Below are 21,040 nucleotides of genomic sequence, written 5' to 3'. Positions count from 1 at the left end.
TATTCAGATATAAGCGGCGGAACCAAACCATGCAGCGTATAGCTTTGATTGAAGATGATGCGATTGTGCGTCAGGCAACCAGCCAATGGTTACAATTAGCGGGCTTCGATGTCACCGCATTTGAGTTTGGGCAAGATGCGTTAAACGCAGTAGAGCAGGGTGATTTCCAAACTATCATTAGTGACGTACGGTTACCTGATATTGATGGTGTTGAACTGCTGGGGCGCTTTAAACATCTTGTGCCAGATGTGCCTGTCATCTTGATCACCGGTCACGGTGATGTCGACATGGCGGTGAAAGCGTTACAGCAAGGGGCGTATGATTTCATTGAAAAGCCATTCGACCCAGAGCGTCTGTCTCAAACGGTTTCGGAAGCGGTCGACAAGTATCAAAGTGGCCAAGACAGAAACAGTCGTCAGAACTATCTGGATAACCTGAAGGGCATTGAACAGGTTCTGATTGGTCGCAGCAAAGTGATGTGTGAATTGCGAGAGCAAATCCAAAAAGTCGCCTCGATTGATACCAATGTGATCATTTATGGTGAAACCGGCTGTGGTAAAGAGCTGGTCGCTTCTTGTCTGCATGAGTTTAGCCTGCGTAAAACCCATCCGTTTGTGCCACTCAACTGTGGTGCGATTCCAGAAAATCTATTTGAAAGCGAGCTGTTTGGTCATGAAGCCGGGGCATTTACTGGTGCCGCTAAGCGACGCATTGGTAAGCTTGAATTTGCCGACAAAGGCACGGTGTTTCTCGATGAAATAGAGAGTATGCCGCTGTCGATGCAGGTCAAAGTGCTGCGCACCTTGCAAGATAATATCGTTGAACGCGTGGGTGGTAACCAGCAACAACATGTTGATCTACGAGTGGTCTCTGCCTCGAAAAGCGATCTACTTAATCACCCCGATTTTCGCCAAGACCTTTTCTATCGTTTGAACGTTGCCCAACTGCATTTGCCTCCCCTTAGTGAACGAGAAGACGATGCTTTGATCCTTTTCGAACACTTCACTCAAGAAGCGAACAGTGAAACTCGAGTCGCCAGTGAGGCTGATCGCTATGCCTTGTTGTCGTATGCATGGCCGGGCAATGTGCGTGAACTGCGTAATATCGCGATTCGTTTTGCACTGGATGAAAGCCTGACTGTTGGGGATATTTTGGCGTGTCGCCCCAATTCTGTCACAGAGTCCACAACGGCAGGCATCCCGTTGGCGGTTCAAGTGCAGAGCTTTGAGCGGAAAGTGATTCATGATGCGTTAGTGCGTTATCAGGGGCGCATCAATGATGTGATGCAAGACTTGGATTTACCCCGTCGAACATTGAACCAAAAAATGGTGCGCTATGCGTTGAACCGAAGTGACTATGTCGATTCGTAAGTGATGATGAGATTAGAGATGCTGTCTCATCATCAATGAGCAAAAAATGACTCATCAGATATTTATCATTTTATAAACATTGATCACGTAAATGTAACATAGTGTGACTTGGCTACCTTTAAATCGATGTTATTCGTTGCTTAGGATAAGCAAAAAATAGCTCACTGATTCGTAGCCAAATAAGCAAAAAATGGCTTACTTTAGGTGGGCTATCAAGAAAATATCAATAAAAACAGTCATTTAAGAATTGGCATTGTGCTTGCTATCTAGCAATTGTTGTTAACAAAAATATAACGTGAATAACTCTACATGGAGAGTAATAATGAAATACAACAAGCTAGTTAAAACTTTAGCAATCGCAATGGCCTCTATTGGCCTTATCAGCAACGCCTCAGCTCAAGAAGATCGCAGCTACATTTTAGCGACGGCCTCAACGGGTGGTACTTACTATCCAGTGGGTGTGGCTTTAGCGACATTGAGTAAAGTTAAGCTTGCGCCAAAGCAGCACTTTTCTTTGGCGGCTATCAGTTCTGCGGGATCGGGTGAAAACGTGAAACTTCTCAATGAGAACGAAGCACAGTTTGCCATTTTACAAGGTCTGTATGGCGCGTGGGCGTGGCAAGGGCTTGGTCCATATGAGAAGTCAGGCAGTCAAAAACAACTGCGTTCAGTCTCTATGCTATGGCAAAACGTTGAACACTTTATTGTGCGCTCTGATCTCACAGAAACGGGCACCATGAGTGATTTAGAAAATTTAAACGGCAAAAAATTCTCTATCGGTAAGAAGAACTCAGGTACCGAGAATTCAGGACGCCAGATCATGCAAGGCCTGTCGGTTAACCCAGAACAATTTAAACTCGCCTTTATGGGTTACGGCGGCAGCGCTAGCGCACTACAAAATGGCACCATCGATGGCATGAATACGCCCGCTGGTGTACCTGTTGGTGCGGTAACTCAAGCGTTTGCAGCCTTGGGTGAAGACATTCAAATCTTGTCATTTACCGATGCGCAAATTAAACAAGCGAACGGCGATTACAATATCTGGACTAAATATGAGATCCCGGCAAACACTTATCCAGGTGTTGATAAGCCGATTACTACAATCGCCCAACCTAACTTCCTAGCGGTTCGTGAAGACATTTCTGAAGAAGATGTGTACCAGCTGACCAAAGCTATCTATGAAAACCTATCTTTCCTGCAAGGTATCCACAAAGCAACCAAAGCAATGGCACTCGAGAAAGGGATCGCAGGTCTGCCTGTTCCACTTCACCCGGGCGCTGCACGTTACTACCAAGAAGTGGGCATCGATATCCCTTCTGAGTTGATCGTTAACTAACGGCTTTCGCCGAATGACGGTTTACGTTAGTTAAACAAAGACACCTTTCGTGACTTAATTGCTTGGTGCACGTTCGCTCAAGAATGTGTACGTGCACCTCCTCACTTTATGGATTTTCTCTTCGTGTTTGCTGCGGAGAGCAGGAGTTTTCTATGAGCGATTCGCTGCAGCAGGAACTGAAAAAATTTGAACTGCCGACCCGAACGGATTTTCCGTGGGTAGGCAAAGCGATAACGACAATGGGAGTGATACTCTCGCTGTTACACATTTGGTTCAACACCTTATCTACCTTGCCAGAGCTTTGGATCTCGGCGACCCACTTTGCTGGCTTTGCGATTATTTGTGCGCTTTGGTATCCCGCTCATATCTCGCTAAAAAAGAGCAAAATTGCTCTGGCTGTCGATATCGGAATTGCTTTGGCGGCTCTGGCTTGTCTTATCTACATTCCCTTTGCGGAAGACGCCCTTTATGAGCGAGGCGTTAAGTTCATCGCCAGTGATTGGTTCTTCTCTATCTTGGCGATTGCCATCGTTATTGAGCTGATTCGCCGCACCATGGGCTGGTTTATTCCGGTGCTTATCTTGGTGTGTTTGAGCTATGTGGTGCTTTGGGGACAATGGACTAGCGGCATCTTCCATTTCCCGGGCTTGAGCCTTGAAACACTGCTTTATCGAAGCTTTTACTCATCGGAAGGGATGTTCGGTTCTATCTCTAGAATCAGTTGGACCTTCGTGTTCATGTTCATCCTATTTGGCGCATTTTTAGTTCGATCTGGTGTCGGCGACTACATTATTGATGTATCCCGTGCCGCGGCGGGCAAAGTGATTGGTGGCCCTGGTTTCATTGCCGTTATTGGCTCCGGCTTGATGGGCTCTGTCTCTGGGTCGAGCGTAGCAAACACAGTATCGACGGGCGTGATCAGTATTCCCTTGATGCAAAAGGCAGGTTTCCCTTCGCGTTTCGCGGCAGGTGTTGAAGCGGCTGCATCTACTGGCGGGCAGCTGATGCCACCTGTGATGGGGGCGGGCGCATTCATCATGGCCTCTTACACGCAGATCCCTTATGTCGATATTATTGCGGTTTCCTTTGTTCCTGCGCTTATCTACTTTTTGTCTGTGGCCTTTTTCGTGCGTATTGAAGCGAAGCGTAGTGGTGTACAAAAGGTGACCTCTGGCTGTGAACCTTTGTTAAAGGTATTGCTGTCGGGTTGGCACAACCTGATCCCATTGGCCGTGTTAGTGACTTTGCTCGTTCAAGGCTTTACGCCGACTTACGCTGCGGGTATTTCGATTCTTTCTGTGGTGGTGGCATCATGGTTCTCTAAAAATCACAAAATGGGACCGAAAGCGATCATTGAAGCTTTGTCTCAAGGCGCAAAAAACATGGCGACAACGGCTGTGTTATTGGTTGGTATTGGTCTAGTTGTTAATGTCATTAGCACTACGGGAATTGGTAACACCTTCTCTTTGATGATCAACAGCTGGGCGAATGGCGAGTTACTGGTGATGATTGCGTTGATCGCACTGGCGTCTTTGATTCTGGGTATGGGGTTACCAGTAACGGCGGCTTATATTGTGTTGGGAACATTGTCTGCCCCTGCCTTGTATAAATTGATTGCTGAAAGTCAGCTGCTCGACTTGTTGGTGTCAGGGCAGCTTCCTGAGCAAGCTAAAGCCATCTTTATGTTGGCTGCGCCAGATAAGCTTGATCTATTGAACGCACCGATGGCGTTGGAAACGGCGAAAGAGATGATTGCGTTGGTTCCTGCTGATTTTGTGGAAACTCTGCTTGAACAGAGCCTTGGCTTAGAAGCAATCAGTCTCGCACTGCTTTCGGCTCACTTAATTATTTTCTGGTTATCGCAAGACAGCAACGTGACTCCGCCTGTTTGTTTAACTGCATTTGCGGCTGCAACCATTGCTAAAACACCCCCGATGAGAACAGGCTTAATGGCATGGAAGATCGCCAAAGGCTTGTATTTAGTACCATTGTTGATTGCCTACACTAACTTGGTAAGTTGGGATGTGACCTCCGTGTTAGTCACGGGTGGCTTTGCTGTTATTGGTACTTACGCGTTTATCGCGGCGATTGAAGGTTATCTAGAGAGCGAAGTTAATATTATTACTCGAGTAGTGTTGGTTGCGATAGGTGTAGCTCTAGTATGGCCTGATGTTTCAGTCGTGATCCGTTTGGTATGTGTTGCCATTTTTGTTGGCATCTTTATCTACAGCGGTCGTAAATACGATGCTAATCAAGTGAAAAAGGAATCAGAAATTGAGGAAAAAAAGTTACCTCAAACCGGGTCTAACACTGTCGCGTCTTCCCTATAATTAAAGGATTGAATGTAGGAATATTATGAACTCAACATACGACTATATTATCGTTGGTGGTGGCATTGTTGGTGTGTCGACGGCATGGCAATTACAGCGAGCTCACCCTGATAAAAGTATCCTTTTAGTCGAAAAGGAGCGTGGCTTCGCGCTGCACCAAACGGGTCATAACAGTGGTGTGATTCACGCTGGCGTTTACTACGCTCCAGGCAGTTTAAAGGCGGATTTTTGTAAGCGTGGCGTAGAGCGCACCATCGCCTTTTGCAGCCATCACGATATCCCTGTCGAAAACTGCGGTAAGCTGTTGGTCGCGACCAATGAGCAGGAAGTCGAGCGCATGAATGCGCTCTATCAACGTTGTCATGATAACGACATTGATGTCGATTTGTTGGACCAAGCGCAACTGAAACTTGCCGAGCCTAACATCACGGGCTTGGGCGCGATTTATGTCAAAACCACCAGCATCGTCGACTACAAAAAAGTCACCGAAGTAATGGCTCAAGAGTTTGTTGAGGCGGGCGGCAAGCTCAGTCTAGGCACAGAAGTGATCATGGCGGATGAGCAAGAAGATGAAGTGCAGTTAACGTGCAAAGTAGATGGTCAAACTCTACAACTGAACAGCCGATTCTTGATCACTTGCTCTGGTTTGATGGCCGACAGAATGACCAGCATGCTTGGCATTGAAACCGACTTTCAAATCGTGCCTTATCGTGGTGAGTATTATCAGTTGGACGCGAAACACAACCAGGTGGTGAATCACCTTATCTATCCGATCCCTGACCCAGAACTGCCTTTCTTGGGCGTGCACTTAACACGTATGATCGATGGCTCGGTAACGGTAGGGCCAAATGCAGTTCAAGGCTGGAAGCGAGAAGGTTATGGTAAGCTTAACTTTAGTTTCAAAGACACTTGGCAGATGCTGAGCTTTGCGGGCTTTTGGAAAGTGACTGCGAATAATCTAAAAACCGGTTTGGTCGAGTTTAAAAACTCGTGGTGGAAGCCGGGTTATCTAAAGTTAGTGAACAAATATTGCCCGAGTATTACGGTGTCAGATTTCAAACCTTACCCAGCAGGCATTCGTGCCCAAGCGGTACTCAAAGATGGCACCTTGGTTCATGATTTTCTGTTTGCCGAAAGCCCAAGAAGCTTGCACGTGTGCAATGCACCATCACCAGCGGCGACCTCTGCAATGCCGATTGGTGAGTATATTTGTGGCAAGGTGTTAAAAAAACGTCTTAACTGTCAATTGAACTAATGGCTTGTTTGCTCGAACAGGGCTTTCATAGTAAGTGAAGAACGTAGACAATAAAAAATCCGCAAGCTCCAATCTATTTATGATCGTGGGCTTGCGGATTTTTAGTTTTAGCCGTGTTTACTCGGTTTAACTGTTAGTCAATTAACTAATCTTACAGCCAATCAGGCACAAAGTTAGCGATGATGGTGACATCGTTAAAGTTACGATAACCACGCACCATGATGTTGAATTCCCCCGCAGGCATGTCTAATACACACTGTTCGTTGCTGCTGTTCTGGTATGGTCGGCAATCGTAGCTCGCTTTCGATACGGTGCCGTTGTGTTTCACGTAAAGATCGGCATCGCCACTACGAGGGCCTGTTAATGTTACCGTTAACTGACCTGCACTTTCCGTTGTAAATGTGAAGAACTGCTCTTCACCATATCCTGCAGTAAGTCCTTCAACAGGCACGTCATTTTGCAGCTCTTTAGGGCCTGTAACGGGCGAATCAAGGCTAGTTTCTACAAGGTAAGCAATCGCCAACCTAGCGAACTTGGTCGCGTGTGTTGCGGTTGGATCGGAATTCTCAAGCGTGTCGTGCTGAGTATGAATACTTGGGTTGTAGTCGTTGAACATACTCTCGAATGGCATGGCGGCTGGGTAGCCAACATTGTGCCAAGAGGCGTGATCAGAACAGGCATAGCCACAATCATCGAAACCGTAACTGATGTCGCTAGCGTAAGTGTCGATCAGCTCGCTTAAGTAGGCGTTTAAGTTACTGTCGGTATAGTCCGTGATGAAGGTGATATCGTGCGCTGAACCGTTGTAGTTGGTCATGTCTAATTGCAACACCGACACAACGTTTGCTTGCTCGTCTCTTAAAGCGTTAGCGACATCTTGTGAACCACGCAGCCCTACTTCTTCTGCGGCATAGCCATAGAACTTAATGGTTTTGTCTGGCTGAATACCACTGGCGACCATCAGGCGAAGTGACTCAGTTACGGTCGCAATGCCCGAAGCATCATCATCGGCTCCCGGTGAGATGGTGCCTTCGCTCGTCCAAGATCCAACGGTTGAATCAAGGTGTCCGCCAACAACGACGATCTCTTTAGGATATTTAGCGCCAAGCAGTGTCACTTCAACGGATTTTTGCGGATATTCGGCATGCGTGATCTGGCGTGCTGACGCATACGGCACATCCTTAATTTCTGTTTTCCAGCGTTCTAAAAGCCAATCTGAAGCAGCGACACCAGTAGAAGTAGTATAAAAACGGTTGGTGAAGTTGGTTAGATTTTCGATGGTCGTGACCATGTTGTTCGGCTCGACCTGAGCGAGTAGGTCGTTCACCGTATCTTGATGACTGATCACCGGCTTTTCGAAGGTGCTCATTGTCAGTGGCATCGCTGCCGCTTTGAGTGCGCTTGCTTTGTCTTCGTGCACCATGTAGCCACCACAGCGGTGGGTTTCTTCGTGCATGTGGCTTGAGAGTTTAGCGAGCTGTTTTGCGTTAATTTTAGCGACGATGGAATGTTTGTTTCCCGTTATTCCCGGGTAAACCGTTGCACCATGCTGAGTCATTATATGCTGTGCGTCAGCATCGGTGGTAATCCAAACCTCCTCGTTCTCTGGTGGTGTGATGCCTAGGGATGCGTAAGCCGAAGTACTGTTGATTAAGGCTAAAGAGCCTCCGAGTACAGCCAAAGCTAGCATGCTTTTTTGAATAGCCATTTGTCGTCCTTTTTATGGTGAGTATTGTTATGTTGATGGGTGTGATTTTTGTGTATTACGTGGATGCTTTGTGTAGATGTTTCATTTGCTGAACAGATAACCGCGAAAAGGGCCCCTTTCGGAGCCCTGAATTTACTATCGATTATTGTGTTTTAATGAAACGGTAGTGCTTGGTTTCTGAACAGATATCGCTTGAGGTACACACTTGGTACTCAACATCTACTGTGCCGTTGTGACGGAACTTGTCGACGTATGAGTTGAAGTCTGTAGCACCAACATTTTTGCCATTACGTTTAATCACGAAGTAGTCATTGGTGTCGTAATCCCATGCCAGCTTAACGCGAGCTTTGCCATTCGGGTTTTTGTTACCAAACTTCAGTTTTAGTGGGAAGCCTTCCGCTGAGTCACCTTCAATCGTGATCGACTTGCTTGTTGATGTTGCAACGCCTGCATCGTCAGTTACGGTTAGAGTCACCACGTAGTCGCCAGCTTCAGTGTAGGTATAGCGAGTTACTTCACCGGTTTGTGTGTTGCCATCGCCAAGGTTCCATTGGTAAGAGACGATCTGACCATCGCTGTCCGAACTTGTGCTGCGCAGTTCTACTTCTTTGCCGACAATGGTGTGTTCGAAAGAAGAAACTGGCGGTACGTTAGCATTGCCTGATTCGTACGATGCTTTCAGATTTGCACTGGTGTAATCTGAGTAACCCAGAATGTTCACCGTGTAGCGACCAGCTGTTGGGTTTTCAATCACACATACTTCATCGGTTACGCTTTCACTCTTACAGATATTCTCTTGAGAGCTTGGCGCATAATCTAGACCGACATACATATCCGGATCACCAGTAGAGACAGCAAGATCAATCGTTAGCTTGTCTTGGCCTTCTGGTACTTCGATATCGAAGTACGTTTTTGAGCCGGTTTCACCAGCAACCGCAGCTTCAACACCGTTTTCAAGGCGTTGATATTCCGGTTCTGGCGGCAGTGGTGGCTCTGCACATGGGGTAACACCCACAAGAGCGAACGCAGAAACAACGTCATCGGCATTGTAGCCAAGGTCGGTTGCTGAGTTTTTCACGCCACAAGCACCTTGCCAAAAATCACTGTTTTCAGACCAGTAGATTTGGTTGGATAGTACGAAAAGCTCGAATGCTTTTTTTGTATCCCAACCTTGCGTGGTTGCAAGATGATAGAAGGCCTTGTTGAACACCCCAGAGCTGTAGTGCACGTTCAAGCCATCGTAGTACTCGGATGCATTATTGATTGAAGAACCATCTCGTGATGGATCGTCCATGTAACGCAGCGCCCCGTCTCCTTTGAAGATATTACGGCCGACCATCCAGTCGTTGGTGCCTTTCATGTAGTATTCTGCCGCTTCACCTGCCATATCAGAGAAAGCTTCGTTCATACCACCGGACTGATTCGCGTAAACCAAACCTGAGTTTTGCTCAGTGAAACCGTGGCTCACTTCGTGCGCTGACACATCTAGGCTAACAAGTGGATAGAAGAAGCTTTCACCATCGCCAAAGGTCATTGCCTTGCCGTCCCAAAATGCATTCTCGTAGTTGTTACCGTAGTGAACACGCATCATGAGTTTGAAAGAGAGTGGCGCAGTGTCGAACCAATTCTTATACATCTCGAACACGATGTTACCGAAGTAGTGCGCATCGTTGAGTGGAGAGAAGGCTCCGTTCACTTCTTTATGTTCGTTACGAGGACATTCGTAGCTATACGTGGTGTCGCCATCGGTCGCACCATTTAGGTCAACGGTGACAACATTTTCCGATTCCATCACACACTCTGTGCCATTTTCTACCACATCAAGGTAGTGGTAGTCGGTACCGTATTCGTACATGCCCGTTTTTTCGTTACCACCGGGGCCTGTTCCGATCTGTGCGTGAGCAATGCCTTCCCAACGGTCGATAACTTCGCCGGTGTGCGCGTCTAGCATGGTGAATGGTCGAGTCGGCTGTTCGCTGCCTTTGACAAGATAAGAGATAACGTAGACTAGGCGTGTTTTATCGATACCTTGTTTGCCAAGGCCTTGTTTATCGGCTCCTTGGTTAGCAATGCCCTGATAAATAAACAACTCATGCTGTACGTTGTCTAGAGATTTGCTGGTTAAGCCCTGAACCTTGAGATCTTTACTCGCAAGCTCAATCGCTTGGGAGCTGTTGATTGATGGCTTAACAAACGATCGCTCTAGGGTCGTCGTTTTAAGGTAGTTGCCTTGAACAGACTTAAGTGCGCCACCTTGTACACTTTGGGTGGCATTTAGGTAGTGCCCCCAAACAGGTGTTCCCCAGATGTTCTGTTGGATCTTAACTTTGTAGAGACCACGCTTTTTGAGGTTAACTTCTTTTACCATCTTGAAGCTAGAAGCGTTACTGACACCTAACTGAGCGTTTAGCCCAGAAAAGCTTGTAAAGTTGATCGGTTGATTGATTTGAACTGATTCACTTGCATGAACAGACAAAGACATAGCGCTGGCTATAGCAACGGCAACTAAACGTTTTCTTATTTTCATTGTTATTTTCTCTTTCCATGTAAAAACAAAGAAAACGTAACAAAATTATCACAATGAATTTACATCATTCGATCTGATTAATTAGTAGCATGGCAATGATCTCTTTTATTCATGAAACTTATACTTTTCATATTTACAGATAGTTATCGTTTCTGTTTATTTTTGAACGTACACATATGTTTTATTTATAAAATCATGACACTTTTATTAAGTGTTGTTTTCTTATGGAAATTAAGATTTCAGGGGGAATTGATCTGTGCCTCAATTAACGGATTTTGGGCTGATAGAAGGATCAATGATTTGAGTGTGTCAGTTTAAGCGAAAGACTATTAAGCGAATTTAAGGGCAATTTGATAAGAAATTGACGATTTTAGGGCTTATTTTCTGAATTGTTAGTTATAGGAGAGTTAGCTAAATGGGGCTTTATTTGGCACAGAGCACAAAATAAGCGGTATGAAAAAGCCAGCGACGGATGGTCACTGGCTTAGATTGTTTCAGTTTGTACTAGCTAGCGTTTAAAGGCACGCAAGCTTTAGCAAGCTGCTGTTTTTTAGGATTATTGCTTTTTACCGCCAACTTGAACGTAGTCGATACCGATAATACGGTTGATGATACCTAGCACAGAGCTTGTATCAGAGTTTGTTGAACGAATAGTATCAACCGTTGCACCTTCAGGTACTAATTCCATTGCACGATCTTGTGTGTTACCAGGAACTTGGAAACCAACAATGTTGAAGCTCTCAGCGTGCGCTGTGTAAACTTCTTCGTTGTGGCTGATACCTGAACAACCTGCCAAAGAAACAATGCCTAAAACAACTAATAACTTCTTCATAAAAATACCTTAAGAATGATTGGAATTTAGATAGTAAGCCTATGGCTTGAACTGCTAGCAAAGCGCGAGTTAACGAGTAACGGGTTGCTTTGCTACTACTCAGCAGTGCTGTGATGACAAGCCATAAACGACAGTGTCATGATTATCTAGATTCAATAAGTTCATGGGAGACAGCATCTCCCGACCGATGTTGAACATTATTCCAGAGGTGTTTTGTAGTTACTGTATGGGTTTGTCAGCTGAATCATTACATAGCTGAATGGTTATGGTGAATACCGCACCTTTTAAAGTTTGGCTCTGACTAACCTCCACGCTCGCGCCGTGTTGAGCACAGATCTTGTCGACGATAGAAAGCCCGAGCCCATGGCCACTCTTGGCTTTGTTACGAGCCTTATCGCCAACGTAAAAGGGTTCAAACAGGCGAGCCTGATGCTCTTGTGCCACGCCATCACCATCGTCATGCACGGCAATTTGAAGCTGATCTTGGTGAACGTTTACTTCAATAGAAACCTGTGAGCGTGCGAATTTCATCGCGTTGCGTACTAGGTTATCTAAGGCGCGGTTGAGTAATATTTTATCCGCCAGAATTGAGTGGGCTTGTTCAGGCAGTGATAGGTCAATGTTGAGCTCAGTGTCTTTGCTCCAGCGTGCCATTGCGTGATTCAGAAAGTCTCTTATCTCTAGTGGTTGCTGTAGGTTTTCAAGGTCAATGCTATCGAGCTTGGCGTAACACAATAGTTCGTCGACCATCTTTTCCATCTCTTCGGTATCTTCGACAATACTTTCTACGGTGCTTTGTTGTGCTTCGTTGAGTGGCGTGTCCTTGAGCATTTCAGCTTGCCATTGGATACGGAATATTGGCGTGCGCAGTTCATGAGCTACCGCATTGGTGAGCGAGCGGTTACTCTCAATCAAGCGATGAATGCGGTCAGCCATTAGGTTGAAGGATTTATTGAGTGAGCCGATGGCAATGCCGCTTGACGTTTCGGCTCGCGCGGAGAGATCGCCTTCTGCAAAGCGTAGAGTGGCAGATTCAAGCTTTTTAACTCGGCGGAATATAATTATCAGATGGCATAAGCCGTATAAGATAAAGCTTGCTAGGAAGAACAACCAAATGAGGTCATCCTCCAACTCTATCTTTTGCCTAACGAACGCTTCACTGTTGGGTAGGTAATGATAGGTATTGTCACTGCTTGCTAAGCGAAACCATAGGTCACGTTCATCATCGTGAAAGATAAAGCTATTCGGGTGAGTACTGAAAAATCTCGAAACTGGTTCCGGTATTTCATCATTTGGACTGAAAGTGACGAGTGTATTTCGAGTGGTCTCTACAAACTGACTTATCGCTTGATGAGCCGCTTCAAGCCCCTGATTCTTTGCGATGTTTTCTATGAGTTGCTGGTGGGCAGTCGCTTCGTAATCTTCCAGTACATATTCGTAGTCGGTATTGAGCTGATAGACGCAAATCTCGTAGGCGACAAGGCCGGCCATAAAGCAAACTAACAACCCTAATAGGGATTCTAAATAGATACGTCGCATAATCGATCTCTTTCATTACGCTCGTAGTGAGCGAAGTTAATGCCAGGCGGTTGAAACAAATAGGTAGCCTTTGCCGCGAATGGTCTGAATTTTCTCTGCTGGCGCGTGGTCGTCACCGAGTATCTTTCTTAGACGCACGACCTTGTTATCAATCGTTCGGTCGATCCCATCGTACTCAATGCCGCGCAGTGTTTGCGTCAAATAGTCACGTGATAGCGGAGTATCAGGGTTGCTCGCTAATAACCAAAGTAGGTCAAACTCACTGTCAGTAAGTGATAAAACCGCACCTGAAAGTTCACACTTCTTATAAGTGTTTTTCAGAACGAGTTGATCAAACTGAAGGTTGTCTGAGTCATCGACTGAAGCGGTATTGGCGTCTTGGCGGCGTAATAGCGAACGAACTCTGGCCAGCAGAACTCTTGGTTTGATTGGCTTAGTGACATAGTCATCAGCCCCTGTCTCTAAACCAGCGACGTGATCAAAGTCGTCATCGCTAGCGGTGAGCATCAAGATTTTACCTTTATAGTGTGTACGCGTCTGTCGGCAGATTGTCAGTCCATCCGTTACAGGAAGCATCAAATCCAGCAGTACAATATCAGGTTGTTCCGCGAGGATGGTCTGCGCGGCATTACCGCCGTCACCTAGCACCGTGACGTCAAAATCTTGCGCGACAAAGTAGTCTTGCAACATTTTCTGAAGTTTCAAATCGTCTTCCACGATGATCATTTTAGGTTTTGTCATTCCATTATCAGCCTTGTCGTGCGTTTCTCGTATTGAGATTACGTGAGGGTGCCTTATCTAGTGGTTAGCTATTGTGGCATATCCAATTTGCATGCTTTACGTAAAATACCTGACGTGAATGATTAAACACTTTCTACGCCAGTTCAATGATGATTTTGAATTTATGTGAAAATAAAAAACAATGTTCAAAAAGGTATACATTCTCATACATTCGCACGACAGATGTTTGCGCTTTTAAATAATAGAATTTTCCCATCAAACATTTTTGGGAATTACCACATGAATAGCTATAGAAAAACGTTACTGGCATTACCTTTGATTATTTTAGTTGGGTGTAACTCAAGCTCCAACTCGGGCTCAAGTTCTGGTAACGCGGCGACTAAAGCGCAAGTTAAACCTAAAGCGGATTACGTATTTTCATCGGCTAAACTCGGTAAATTGTATCAAGAGCGACAAGAGATCCAAGAGTCAATGAAACTGACTTATGATGGTGTGCAGTATGAAACAGTGCAGTTTGCTGAAGATATTAGTGACGAACAAAAAGTAATTAGGCTTGCGGATAGTTTAGGTCAAAGCGTGGATCTGTACCTCCCTGATGCTGGAGCTGATGACTGTGCGATTTACAGCGAAGGTAATTTTTTTGATTCATTTGATTGTGGTGTGGCTCAACGCTCAATTGGGAATGACACTACGTTAATTCAAACGACGACGAGTGATAAAAAACGACCGGTTGAGCTTGAATATCACAATGTGATGTCGCAGTACGTGACTAGCCTTGGTTCTACGATTCTGAGCAAAACTAAAAATGGTAACAAAGTCACGATCACTACTTCGTTTGCTTTCAATGCCTTTTATCGTGATGTGTTAAGAGACACTGGAACCGTTGAGCGCATTACCTCTACCCTTGGGGCGACAACCTATTCCCAGCTTTTCGATATTGTGAAGTTATACCAAGGCAGTGAGATGACCTTGAAGTTTAACAATCATATTGGTGGCAGTGGCGACGATGACATCAATATGTACACCGGGCGCATGATTAAAAATAATAAAATGACGACGGTTGTAACGCCAACGGGTTCGGTATTTTCTGGAGGTACAGATCTATTCGCTGCAGGTCATCCACGAGTTTTACAACGCGCTGATACTTCTAAAGCTATTGAACTCAATAAACAGGTCGGTGTGCATAGTTGGGCTGAAGGGGATAAAACGGCCAAACAATTCCCTTACACCAATGAGAGTCATCGTCAGCAAGCGACCTATTTTAAAAAGGTGATGGGAGACAAAGGGATCGACTTTTATATTTTCACTTTAGATTCCGCCCCAGCTTCCGGTGAGCACTGGATGACGAAAGCCGACTCTGATAAGTACGGTTTCATTACTCGTATTGAGTAGTCAAAGAAAGTAGCAATAACGACTCCGCAAAGGTTGGTCATGGCTCTGTCATTACCGGCCTTTTTTGTGCCTGGTGTTTTTAATTTGATCTTTGTAGTGGTTGAATAAAGGTTTTTATCCGTTCTATCAACGAATGTTTTACACAATTTCATAAGATGAACAAATACTGCATTTAACCGTGGTGTAACAATTAATTCCCGCAGATCGAGTGATAAGAATGTGTAATCACGGCAATTTTTGTCGATAGAATTTATTATCCGCAGCCTTACTAGTCGATAGGTTTCTATAATCTAACGATGTAAGGAGCATGTGAATGACTAATAAGGACGATCATTTATGCAGTTACTGGCAGGCACTCTGACACACTACGCTAACCCTCAAGCACGCCCTGAATTGGAATACTCGAGTGAGCAGCGTGACATTTTAAGTGTCGCGAACTCACAACAGGCGATTAAAGATATTTCCCAATGGCCAGGCTACTCTGTTACTCCTTTGCATGAGCTGAATGTTATCTCTGCTGAGATCGGTGTAAACAAGTTTTGGTACAAAGATGAATCGCAGCGTTTTGGCCTAAAAAGTTTTAAAGCACTGGGCGGCGCTTATGCTGTTGCTCGTCAGCTTCAGATTGAGATTGCCAATCGCTATGGAAAGAACCCGACCATCAGTGAGCTGCTCAACGGTGAGTGGAAATCAGAAGTTGCTGAAATTGTTGTCAGCTGTGCAACCGATGGAAATCATGGTCGCTCAGTGGCATGGGGCGCACAAATGTTTGGTTGTGGTTGTGTTATCTACATTCACCGTGACGTTTCGGAAGGCCGCAAGCAAGCGATGCAAGCGTTTGGTGCAGAAGTGGTTCGCATTACCGGTAACTACGATGAATCCGTTCGTTTGGCCGATTCAGAAGCGCGAGCGAAAAACCGTGTGATCGTGTCGGACACCTCCTACGAAGGCTACATGGAAATCCCTAAAGACGTTGCTCTGGGTTATACCGTGATGTTGGCTGAAATTGTCGAGCAACTGGACGGTGAAATCCCAACCCATGTTTTTGTGCAAGGCGGTGTGGGTGGTTTAGCTTCAGCAGTTTGCGGTTACTTCTGGGATCTGTGGGGTGTTGATCGTCCACGCTTTGTTATCGTTGAACCTGAGCAGGCGAACTGTCTTCAGAAGAGTGCTCAAGCTGGAAAACCTATCGTGGTTACGGGCGATTTAGAGACGCTGATGGCAGGCCTTGCATGTGGTGAGGTTTCAAGCTTGGCGTGGACGATTCTACAAAATGGCGCTGATGACTTTATGACGCTGAGCGAAGAGGCCATTCCGCAAGCGATGCGTATGCTAGCAAGCGGCGAACAAACGGAAGTGGCAATAGAAGGAGGCGAATCTGCAGTTCCTGGATTTGCTGCAGCGATCATCGCTAAGCAAGACCCAAACTTCGCTGAAAAATTGAATTTGACTCAAGACAGTCGAGTGCTAGTGATTGGTACTGAAGGGGCAACCGACCCGGATCTCTACCAACAAATCATCGACAACAAAATCTAATAGCGAAAAGTACATAGTTAGCAGTTAGCAGTTAATAGCTAATCGCGAACAACAAATAATAAAGTAAGCCCCAAAGTTGGCGGTATATAAGGTTTCTTCATACCGTCTTTTTTTAGGTTCATCGCGGATTAGCGGGAACTAAAAACAAAAACGGTAGTAAGTGATATGGTTTAGTCGCCAAACAAAAATCATACACAAACTACCGTTTCTATGCCGAATCATACTTTCCTATCTTCATTCTGGGAAGGCTTTCAAATAGTAAAGTCTCTCCAGACAGCATCACTTATTACCCTGACTCTTAAACCTAGCTCTGAGGCTAAATGCCTTTGTGGTCTTGAGGCCGAGGCTATCCATGAGTATCAATGGCGTCACGTAAAGGATGCCATGTTGCTCGGTGTGCCTGTTGAACTTTCCGTTCAAACTCGAAGGATTAAGTGTCGTGACTGCGGCATAAAAACAGAACCTCTCTCTTGGTTAGAGCCTTATGCTCGTATAACAAAGCGCCTAAAAAGCTATATAGAACAACTGCTACCCCTGCTTCCCATTAAGCATATATCCCAAATTACGGGCGTTCATTGGCACACCATTAAAGAAATAGATAAACGCCGACTTCGACAAGTGGTGCCGCCAGTGAAATGGGGTGAGCTAAAGCAGCTCGTGATGGATGAGTTCGCCATCTTTAAAGGGCATCGATATGCCACCGTCATCGCTGATGCGAAGACTCATCAAGTCATTTGGGTTGGATTAGGCCGCAGCCGCAAGGACATACGGCCGTTCTTCGAGCAGCTAGGCGAGAATGGGGTAAATATCGAAGCAGTAGCGATGGACATGAATACGGCTTTTGACCTTGAAGTTCAAGCGCACTGCCCGAACGCAAAAATCGTTTACGACTTATTCCATGTTGTTGCTAAGTTCGGTCGCGAGGTGATGGATAGAGTCAGAGTCGACCAAGCCAACAAACTCAAGCAAGATAAAAAAGCGAGGCAATGGGTGAAGCGCTCACGGTGGGTACTGCTGAAAAATAGAGGCAACTTAAATACACGTCAAGATAGCTATCTTACTGAAATATTGAATATCAATAAGGACTTAATGACCACTTATATACTCGGAGCCCAACTCAAAGAGCTTTGGTATTGTGAATCCGAAGGGCACGCGAAGGGGCTCTGGGACACGTGGTGGGAACAAGTGCAAGAGAGTGGAATTAAGCCATTGAAAGAGTTCGCACGAAAACTGAGTCCTTATCTTCACGGCATTATCGCATCGGCAAGTTATCCGTTGAACACCTGCACACTGGAAGGGATAAACAACAAGATAAAGTTAATCAAGCGAATGGGGTATGGGTATCGAGATACAGACTACTTCTTCTTGAAGATAAAAGCGGCTTTCCCCGGAAAGCCGCGATGAACCTTTTTTTATTCTCTTTTTGACTGCATTTCACGACACGCCTTGTTTGCTAATCGCACTGGTCATCAATCGCGCTGCTCATCAATTGGAATCGTCAGCCCAACCTTGACGTTATCCATCACCACATTGGTTTGAAAGCTCTTGATATTGGCATTATCAAAGAAGGCTTCACGAGTAAAATTGTCGTAACCCTCCATATCCGCTGCCGTAACAATCATGATGAAATCTGAACTGCCGGTGACGTAATAGCATTGCTGTACTGAGCGGTTCGAACTCATCTCTTTTTTGAAGTTGTGCATTAAATCCACACGCTCACGCTCTAGCGTTACCTGAACGATAAACGTCATTCCGTGTCCGACTGCTTTTGGGTTGATCACGGAGACATCAGCTTGAATGACACCTTGTGCTCTCATGCGTTTTAAACGGCGCTGAACAGCAGCAGGAGAGAGTCCGACCTTTTCTGCAATCTTGTCAGAGGTAGCTCTGTTTGAGTCTTGTACGATGTTGAGGATCTTCTTGTCGAAACTGTCGACCACCAATGCAGGTTGCTGTGTCATACCCATACTTCCCAATATCTGTTTGTAAATTAATTGTTTCTTTTGAACCAGTGTGTGATCGAGTTAAAGGTATTTAGCCTTAACAATTAGCCCTCGATGAATGAGAGCAAAAAATCACTATATCGCAATAAAAATGCGGAATTTCCGCACAATAAGGTATTCGTTTAATGATAATCCTTAAAGTTATCGGTGCATTATTAATCTTGTGAACGAAATGTAAAGATCAAATCAACAGAGATTTAAATTTATATGAAATATGTTGTTAACATCATTTGGCGGTGTTAACTCTCGCTCAAGGAGTTGGAAAGTATGAAATCTGCAACCGCTACTTTACAGTTTGAATTAGAACAATTGGCACCAGCAGGACGCGTCGGTGTGATTGCGTTGGCGACAGATTTCAATATTGAGCGTGATTTAAACGCGCTGTATCCAAACGATGTGCAATCGTTCACCAGCCGCCTGAGAAACTACAACCCGTTGACGATAGAGAACCTACGTAGAATGGAGCCGGGAATCGCTGCTTGTGCCGATACCATCCTACCGGGCACCGAATTGGATGTGGTGATTTACGCTTGTACCTCCGGCACCATAGCGATTGGCAGCGAGCGAATTACCCAGCTCATTCATCAGTCTCGCCCAAACGCAGCGGTAACGAATCCGGTGACCGCTGCCTTAGCGGCTTTCGACAGCTTTAAAGCGAAGCGTATCTCGGTATTAACGCCTTATACCGAAGCCGTGAATCAAGACGTGGCCGCATTTTTTGAGTCGCAAGGCATTGAGGTGCTGAGCATCGCTGGCTTTGGCTTTGAAGATGACACCGCGATGACGTTCATTGATCCAATGGACATCAAACACGCCGCACTACAAGTTTGCGACCCTGAAGCGGATCTTCTGTTTATCTCTTGCACGGCATTGCGTGTAGCATCGGTGATTGAATCCATTGAAGCGCAATTAGATAAGCCCGTTGTTAGCAGTAATCAGGTGTTGGCTTGGCATTCGCTTCAGTTGATGAACTACCCCATACCCATAAAAGGCTTCGGTGCACTACTAGAGCACCATCTTCAACCATCCTCAGATAATTGCCGAAGGTCGCAGTCGTTGTAACGACCTTCGATTAAGGCTGCTCGCTTTGCGTTTACATTCAGCAGCCAAGCTAACTCCATATTTACTAATACAAAGAATCACACTTTGGGATCACTACTATGCCGTCTACTTTCTCGATCAATCCAGACCAACTGTCTTCACAGCTTATTCAAAATATGACGGAATGGCGTCAACACTTACACCGTTTCCCTGAGTGTGGCTTTGACGTCAATCTCACCTCCGATTTTATCGCCGACAAGTTACACAGCTTTGGTATCGAGGTTGTGCGTAATATCGGTAAAACAGGGTTAGTAGGGATACTTCGTTCTGGATCAAGTGAAGCGAGCATCGGTCTTCGAGCTGATATGGATGCTCTGCATATTCATGAGCAAAACAGCTTCGCACACTGTTCACAACACGATGGGAAGATGCACGCTTGTGGTCACGATGGACACTCTGCAATGCTGCTTGGCGCTGCAAGTTATTTGGCAGAAAACCTATTAGCCCAAAACTTATTAGCAGAACCCCCAACCTTCGATGGCACGGTGTATTTCATTTTTCAACCCGATGAAGAGCACGGTTGTGGGGCGCAAGCGATGATTGATGACGGCTTGTTTGAGCGATTCTCGATTGATGAAGTGTATGGCGTACACAACTTTCCCGGCTTAGCGGAAGGTGAATTGATGGTTCGCCCCGGATCATTAATGGCCAGTGAGAGTAGCTTTGAGATCACCATCAATGGTGTGGGTGGGCATGCTGCTCTGCCGCATCAAGGGGTCGATCCTCTCGTCGTTGGTTCGCAAGTCATTCTTGGTTTGCAAACCATCGTGTCTCGTAATTTGAGTGCGATCCACGACACCGCTGTGGTCTCTGCGACCGAATTTATTACTGATGGCACGGTTAACGTCATTCCTACTCAAGTGGTTATCAAGGGTGACTGCCGCTGCTTTACTGAATCTTCTCTTGATCGAATCGAACAAAGTATGGAGCGAATCGTGGCGGGCATTTGTCAGGCAGCTGGCGCGACTTACGATTTCGAGTCTATCAATACCTTCTACCCAACTATCAATAGTGAGCAACAAACCCAGTATTCGGTTACCGCCGCGCAGAAGGTACTTGGTGTTGAGAACGTTAATGACGCCTGCGATCCACTCACAATTTCGGAAGATTTCTCAAGCATGTTGCGCGTTAAACCGGGCTGTTATGTGCTGTTGGGTAATGGTACGGAATCGATCGGTGGTTGCGCATTGCATAACCCGAAATACGACTTTAATGACGGCATCTTAAAGCTCGGTGCGAGTTACTGGATTCAGTTGGTGAACGACCGTTTAGCACGATCAATTTAGAGACACTTAATTGAAGCAGCTCAATTAGAAACACTTAATTAGAAGCAACTCAATTAGAAGCAATCAGAAGAGAAACAAATTCAG

At 45.6% G+C, this 21,040-nt stretch carries 15 protein-coding genes; 9 read left to right on the top strand and 6 right to left on the bottom strand.

Annotated elements, in window-relative coordinates; translation table 11 throughout:
* Nucleotides 1-29 precede the first annotated feature (29 nt).
* From AC3CHU_RS18375 to lhgO, 4 genes are all read left to right on the top strand, one after another.
* Complete coding sequence (locus tag AC3CHU_RS18375) at nucleotides 30-1,370, top strand: sigma-54-dependent transcriptional regulator (RefSeq protein ID WP_488526149.1); 1,341 nt, start codon at nucleotides 30-32, stop codon at nucleotides 1,368-1,370.
* Nucleotides 1,371-1,692: 322 nt separating this feature from the next.
* Nucleotides 1,693-2,706, top strand: a complete 1,014-nt coding sequence (locus AC3CHU_RS18370) for a TAXI family TRAP transporter solute-binding subunit (RefSeq protein WP_017075666.1) — start codon at nucleotides 1,693-1,695, stop codon at nucleotides 2,704-2,706.
* Nucleotides 2,707-2,858: 152 nt separating this feature from the next.
* Nucleotides 2,859-5,036, top strand: a complete 2,178-nt coding sequence (locus AC3CHU_RS18365; RefSeq protein WP_488526148.1) for a TRAP transporter permease — start codon at nucleotides 2,859-2,861, stop codon at nucleotides 5,034-5,036.
* A 25-nt stretch (nucleotides 5,037-5,061) separates the two neighbouring features.
* Complete coding sequence (lhgO, locus tag AC3CHU_RS18360; RefSeq protein WP_488526147.1) at nucleotides 5,062-6,291, top strand: L-2-hydroxyglutarate oxidase; 1,230 nt, start codon at nucleotides 5,062-5,064, stop codon at nucleotides 6,289-6,291.
* A 151-nt stretch (nucleotides 6,292-6,442) separates the two neighbouring features.
* On the opposite strand, the gene AC3CHU_RS18355 is transcribed toward lhgO, so the two are convergent.
* The 5 genes from AC3CHU_RS18355 to AC3CHU_RS18335 all read right to left on the bottom strand — a co-directional run bounded on the left by AC3CHU_RS18355 (nucleotide 6,443) and on the right by AC3CHU_RS18335 (nucleotide 13,638).
* Entirely contained in the window at nucleotides 6,443-7,999 is a 1,557-nt protein-coding gene (locus AC3CHU_RS18355; RefSeq protein ID WP_488526146.1) for a M28 family metallopeptidase, read from the bottom strand.
* 142 nt (nucleotides 8,000-8,141) lie between these two features.
* Complete coding sequence (locus tag AC3CHU_RS18350; protein ID WP_488526145.1) at nucleotides 8,142-10,526, bottom strand: M4 family metallopeptidase; 2,385 nt, start codon at nucleotides 10,524-10,526, stop codon at nucleotides 8,142-8,144.
* A 556-nt stretch (nucleotides 10,527-11,082) separates the two neighbouring features.
* Nucleotides 11,083-11,358, bottom strand: coding sequence for a hypothetical protein (locus tag AC3CHU_RS18345; protein WP_017065177.1), 276 nt, complete (start codon nucleotides 11,356-11,358; stop codon nucleotides 11,083-11,085).
* Between the two features lie 219 nt (nucleotides 11,359-11,577).
* Nucleotides 11,578-12,897, bottom strand: coding sequence for a sensor histidine kinase (locus AC3CHU_RS18340; RefSeq protein ID WP_488526144.1), 1,320 nt, complete (start codon nucleotides 12,895-12,897; stop codon nucleotides 11,578-11,580).
* Nucleotides 12,898-12,933: 36 nt separating this feature from the next.
* Nucleotides 12,934-13,638, bottom strand: a complete 705-nt coding sequence (locus AC3CHU_RS18335) for a response regulator (RefSeq protein WP_017075673.1) — start codon at nucleotides 13,636-13,638, stop codon at nucleotides 12,934-12,936.
* 279 nt (nucleotides 13,639-13,917) lie between these two features.
* Between AC3CHU_RS18335 and AC3CHU_RS18330 the strand changes: the two genes are divergently transcribed.
* The 3 genes from AC3CHU_RS18330 to AC3CHU_RS18320 all read left to right on the top strand — a co-directional run bounded on the left by AC3CHU_RS18330 (nucleotide 13,918) and on the right by AC3CHU_RS18320 (nucleotide 17,970).
* Nucleotides 13,918-15,030, top strand: a complete 1,113-nt coding sequence (locus tag AC3CHU_RS18330; RefSeq protein WP_488526143.1) for an alpha/beta hydrolase — start codon at nucleotides 13,918-13,920, stop codon at nucleotides 15,028-15,030.
* A 336-nt stretch (nucleotides 15,031-15,366) separates the two neighbouring features.
* Nucleotides 15,367-16,566 (top strand): diaminopropionate ammonia-lyase, encoded by a 1,200-nt coding sequence (locus tag AC3CHU_RS18325; protein ID WP_488526142.1) that lies wholly within the window; start codon nucleotides 15,367-15,369, stop codon nucleotides 16,564-16,566.
* 210 nt (nucleotides 16,567-16,776) lie between these two features.
* Nucleotides 16,777-17,970 (top strand): ISL3 family transposase, encoded by a 1,194-nt coding sequence (locus AC3CHU_RS18320; protein WP_488524945.1) that lies wholly within the window; start codon nucleotides 16,777-16,779, stop codon nucleotides 17,968-17,970.
* 65 nt (nucleotides 17,971-18,035) lie between these two features.
* On the opposite strand, the gene AC3CHU_RS18315 is transcribed toward AC3CHU_RS18320, so the two are convergent.
* A complete protein-coding gene (locus AC3CHU_RS18315; RefSeq protein ID WP_004732456.1) occupies nucleotides 18,036-18,527 on the bottom strand; it encodes an Lrp/AsnC family transcriptional regulator in 492 nt (163 codons plus the stop codon).
* A gap of 309 nt (nucleotides 18,528-18,836) precedes the next feature.
* On the opposite strand from AC3CHU_RS18315, the gene AC3CHU_RS18310 reads away from it, so the two are divergent.
* Together AC3CHU_RS18310 and AC3CHU_RS18305 are read left to right on the top strand one after the other, a co-directional pair.
* On the top strand, nucleotides 18,837-19,631 hold the full coding sequence (locus AC3CHU_RS18310; protein ID WP_488526141.1) for a maleate cis-trans isomerase family protein: 795 nt from the start codon (nucleotides 18,837-18,839) through the stop codon (nucleotides 19,629-19,631).
* Between the two features lie 98 nt (nucleotides 19,632-19,729).
* Nucleotides 19,730-20,956: a M20 aminoacylase family protein gene (locus AC3CHU_RS18305; RefSeq protein ID WP_488526140.1), complete on the top strand. Its 1,227-nt coding sequence runs from the start codon at nucleotides 19,730-19,732 to the stop codon at nucleotides 20,954-20,956.
* Nucleotides 20,957-21,040: the final 84 nt, after the last annotated feature.

The sequence above is a fragment of the Vibrio sp. QJM3NY_39 genome (genome assembly GCF_057785895.1).
This window is presented reverse-complemented; position numbering and strand designations above follow the sequence as displayed.